Genomic DNA, 5,553 nt, shown 5'->3' with positions numbered 1-5,553 from the left:
ATTCTCATCTGTGATTGGATCAACGTTATCTGTTAAATCAACTGTGCCACCTTTTGCTACTTCTTCAGGTTTCGCTGTTGGTTCGTACTTGTCTGCGTCTGTCTTAGCTGGAGTGTTCTCTACAACTTTTACAGGCACATCAATAGTTTCTGTACTTCCATCTGGATATGTAATCTCTACCTTACCTGTGTAGTCACCTGGGGTATTTGTATCGATCGCACCTTCTGGAGTTACATCTTTAACGACAACATTTACTGGGTTTCCATTCTCATCTGTGATTGGATCAACGTTATCTGTTAAATCAACTGTGCCACCTTTTGCTACTTCTTCAGGTTTCGCTGTTGGTTCGTACTTGTCTGCGTCTGTCTTAGCTGGAGTGTTCTCTACAACTTTTACAGGCACATCAATAGTTTCTGTACTTCCATCTGGATATGTAATCTCTACCTTACCTGTGTAGTCACCTGGGGTATTTGTATCGATCGCACCTTCTGGAGTTACATCTTTAACGACAACATTTACTGGATTTCCATTCCCATCTGTGATTGGATCAACGTTATCTGTTAAATCAACTGTGCCACCTTTTGCTACTTCTTCAGGTTTCGCTGTTGGTTCGTACTTGTCTGCGTCACTTGGATCTTTTTCCTGATCGACAACAATAACGGGGACATCCACAATTTCGGAACTTCCATCAGGATAAGTTACTTTAACTTTTCCTGTATAGTTTCCTGGTTTTGTAGTATCAACGTCACCTTTTGGTGTAACGTCTTCGACTTTTATCGCAACTTGATTTCCTGTATCATCAGAAATTGGTTTTAGATTATCTGTGAGATCGAACTCAGAACCCTGAATAACAAACTCAGTCTCCACTTCAGGCGTATACTTATCTGCATCTAGGTTTTCAACCTTAACAGTTACGTTTACTTTATCTTGAGATTTATCTGGGTAAGTAACGACCACTACAGCTGGTTTATCACCTGCTGTTGTGGTATCTACTGGGGTTTCATATGTGAAGGTTGTACCTTCTGGAAGTTCTGAAACATTACCAATAGAGTTCTCTGCAGTTGGTGTCTCTCCTACTTTAACCGTTTGATCAGCTGAAGTTGGTTCGTTAGTATCTGCTTGAGTTGGGTTTTCTGCAACCTTAACTGTTACGTTTACCTTGTCTACTGAGCCATCTGGGTAGGTTACAACTACTGTTGCTGGTTTATCACCTGCTGTCGCTGTATCTACTGGGGTTTCGTATGCGAAGGTTGTACCTTCTGGAAGTTCTGAAACATTACCAATAGAGTTCTCTGCAGTTGGTGTCTCTCCTACTTTAACCGTTTGATCGGCTGAAGTTGGTTCGTTAGTATCTGCTTGAGTTGGGTTTTCTGCAACCTTAACTGTTACGTTTACCTTGTCTACTGAGCCATCTGGGTAGGTTACAACTACTGTTGCTGGTTTGTCGCCTGCTGTTTCAGTATCTACTGGGGTTTCGTATGCGAAGGTTGTACCTTCTGGAAGTTCTGAAACATTACCAATAGAGTTCTCTGCAGTTGGTGTCTCTCCTACTTTAACTGTTTGTTCTACAGGGCTTGGTTCGTTAGTATCTGCTTGTTCAGGTTTCTCAGATACAGTAATCTTGAATTCCTCTGTAACTGGTTTTCCATTTGAATCTTTAACTGGATTCCCGTTTTTATCTAAAACAGTTACCGTTACTGTGCTTTCACCAGCAGCCGTTGGTGTGCCTGAGATAGTGTTTGTAGTTGAATCAAAAATAACACCATTTGGAAGACCGTCAACTTTGAAAGAACCTCCATTTGGTACTTTCTCACCTGTTACAGTAACAGGATTGATTGCATTCCCTTGTTCAACTGTTTGATCTTCAATTGCTTTAATAGAAGATGCTGCTGAGTTTGGATCTTTAGGATTTGTTCCATCTTTTGACTCGTCCGTATCTGGGATACCGTCGTTGTCATCATCTTCATCATCCTTGTCTGGAGTATTGTCTCCATCTGAATCAAGGTTGAATACTGCATTCACTGAATCAGTAGTAGCATCTGGATAAGTAACAACAACTGGTACTGTAACGGTTTCAGCAGTTTCGCCGATTGGTGAAGCTGGTGCTGTCACAGTGACTTCACCTGTATTCTCATCGATGGTAACTGTGTAACCTTCAGGTGCGTTAAAGTCTGGTGCAATCGCAAACTTGCTTCCTTCTGGTGCAGTTGTTGCGTTTCCATCCGCACCTGTGAAGCTTGGTGTTGAAGTAGCTGGAGTTCCTGGAACCACATTCTTCTCTTCGTATGATGGTTCATACTTCTCGTTATCTGCTTTTTTCAAAACAAATTTCGCAACTGTTATCGCTGTTGTTCCATCTGCATAAGTTACCTCAACGGTAACTTCAGTGTCTTTTTGAGGATTAGTCCAAGTAATAACACCTGTTTTCGCATCAATTGTAAAACCTTCAACCGTTTCATCACCTGTATCTGAAACAAGTGCAAAACTAGCACCAGCAGGTACCGGTCGTTCCTCAACTTCTTCCGTGTGAGCTAAATCGAAGGTTGGTGTTTCAGAATCTGCAGACTGTTCCTGTACTCCCTCTGTTACTTTATAAACTGGTAACTCACGATAAACTGCAGTGAAAGAATCTTTTTGCATTGGATAATCCGGACGGGAACCATCCTCATTCAATGCATACAATTCTGCAAAGTAAGTGGTAGTTTTTGTCAAATCGCTAGGAACTGTATAGGTGGATTCTGGAAGTTCTCCTGTTGCATTAGGTCTGATAGGTCCACTCGTACCAACTTCCTTACCCTCTTCATCTTTCCAAACAATTTCATAGGTTTCATTGCCAACTGGTGTGACACCAATAGTTGAGGTCCTTGCCGTATCACCTGGACCTGCAAAGTTACCCGCAGAATCATAGTTCACAATATCAAAAGTCAAATCATCATGAAACGCTGCAAATCGAACATTTGACACATCGTTATTCCCAGGAATAAGAGTCGTACCTAAATTATAGTCTACTCCCCATGCAGTACCAGTTCCAACACCCTGTGTACCCCAGCGATTTGAAATATTCAAAGGTCCTTTTGGCACATCACCATAGAATGGATTAACGAATGATACACCCTCTTTATCCGTTGTGATCATCATCCATTCCATATTAATATGTTTCGGAGCCTTACTTAAATCAAGACGGGATCCATTACCTGTGCTACCAAATTGGCCATATGTAGCATCGTGTGCAACCTCACCAAACCATTCAGTTCCTTTTCTTGTCTCTCCCGTAGCGCTCGTAACATCTGCTTCGTTCAAGAGTACAGACTTATTAGACTGAATTAGGGTATCGGCTCCAGCGTTGTTCCAAGCTTGACCATAAGTTCCATTAAATTGAATATTAAATTCACCCTTAGCGTCAGTCTTCGCAGACACCGTTTCAGCGACCCACTTACTACGATCATCCTTTACTTGCTCAAGGATATATTCCCGAAGTTTATTTTCATTTACTCGTGTCCAATTAGAACCAATTGAACGGATATTTCCTTCTTGAGTAGCAGCGTTATAAGTTGGCTTCCATTCTGAAGATTCATCTACAAAGTTCGCCATAACTTCAGGGGAATTCAAGTGTTTAACTGCCCAGTCCGTTAGATAAGAGGCATAAACCGTCACATTTTCAAGTCCACGGTCATAGTCTGATTGACGACTTACCAAGTCATTCCATAGTTGTCCACCGGCCGGATTGTAGTTATTCCAATAAACAGCTCCTGAAACGCGACCACCAGACCCTGAGCCACTGGTAAGCGCTGGTGTTTCCTTAGCGTCTTGTTTCCAAACATCATCTGTTTTATGGGCATAACGAATCTCTACATTTTCTAATTTTCCTGCAGTAACATTCTGACCTGCTCCGGCAGATGCATCTAAGATGATTCCCTCTGGTGAGATTTGTTCTTCACCATAAGAGTATAAAAGACTATATTTATTAGTATCAGGATTAATAGACCAAATGCGCCACTTCTCTAATGAAGGTGATTGGGGATTAGCATTGAATTGATACAGTTTACCATCTGCCCCGATAAACTCATGCAGTCCAATTGCAAAACTGCCGTCAGCATTTGTTACTGTCTTATAAATTGGAGAAGCAAAACCATTTTTTTCATACCATTGGGCATAGACTTCAACGCCCTCTAGTGGTTGATTATAAGTATCTTCATCTGTATTAATTCGTCCACCAGAGGTTAGTCGCACATTTCCGCTAACAGTACGATCATCACTAGCACTAACAGTATTTAAAATGGCATCCGCTTGAGTTGTTCCACGATTAGATGCATACAACTCGTTCATCTTACGAGCTTTCTCAAGCAAAGCTGTAACTTCTTTATCGCGATTGATAATTCCTTTTGTTAACTTGTTCAGTTCAGCTGTGTAGTATTGAATCTCTACGCTATTTAAATTAGACAATCCCCTAATTTCGGCAAGTGCTGCTTTATAGACATCCGTTGTAACTTTACGGAATGCAGTGTTCTCTACAGAAGCAGCCTCAGATTCTCGTTGAGCACGAGTTTTCTCCAAATAGAGCAAGGCATTTGCTTGGTTAGCTTGTGATTGAAGGTTTTGCAATTCCCCAATTGTAGTTGCACTATCAATCAATTTAGCGTAGTCTTCCCGATCAGTTGAAGGTAGGTGCTTCAATTTTTCAAGACCGCGAATAATTCTTTCTTTTCTTGTTGAAAGATCTGCTGGGGCAGCAGTTTCAACTTCGCTTTGAGGAGCTACTGGTTTTTCAACCAGCTGGTCAGTTGCTGTTTTTTGGTCAGCAGGTTTGACTTCAGTTTCATCCTTTACTTCCTCAACTGGTACCACTGGTTTCTCCTCGGCAACAGGGGTTGTAGTTGCTTTTGTTTCTTCTGTAGTAAGGTTTTCCTCTACTTTTTCTTCTGAAGAAGGGGCAGAGGTTGACACTTCTTCAGTTTCTAAAACAACTGCTGGCACATTATATACCTGCGAGCTGTCTTTAGTCTCTGAATCCAGACTTACATCTCCAGCTAAGGTGAATTCAGATTCCGAAGAAGATGACGATTTTTCCTCAATTGCAACATCCGATGCTGCTACAGTTGTCGTTGCACCAAGGGCAAGAACAAGGGAGCAACCAAATAGAAAGTGCTTTCCTTTTTTGATCATGCGCCAATTCGTTTGCTTGGCGCCCTTACGGTTAAAATACATGGTATCCTCCTATTTTTTTTATGATGGTACACCCTAAGTATAACACAATTGAGTAAATTCTACACAAAAATTCAGCACATAAAACAATATCCGTTCAGACAATAATTTTGATAATATGATTCAAAAAAGAGGTTAAGATATTCATCCTAACCCCTCAATAATTGTATAATTATATCTTAATTTAATAAGATACTTACCTATCTTATGGTTGTGGCTGTTCTCGAGTTTATCACTTTGTGTTGTAAGCAATCCAGCTCAACCGCTTGATAGAACTGGATTTTTTCAACATTTTTTGCACAAAACACTTGTTGTATATGGTTGTGTATGATATAATAGAAATATGGCTTT

The 5,553-nt window shown here is 40.8% G+C and carries 1 protein-coding gene; it reads right to left on the bottom strand.

Going from position 1 to position 5,553, the window contains the following annotated elements; all coding sequences use genetic code 11:
* The coding region (locus JEQ21_RS08900; protein ID WP_199365148.1) for a Rib/alpha-like domain-containing protein at window positions 1-5,205 on the bottom strand (5,205 nt) is incomplete at its 3' end.
* Window positions 5,206-5,553: the final 348 nt, after the last annotated feature.

Source organism: Streptococcus sp. 121 (assembly GCF_016458205.1).
Taxonomy (GTDB): domain Bacteria; phylum Bacillota; class Bacilli; order Lactobacillales; family Streptococcaceae; genus Streptococcus.
The sequence above is the reverse complement of the archived record's forward strand: the minus strand, read 5'-3'. Positions and strand labels throughout refer to the sequence as shown.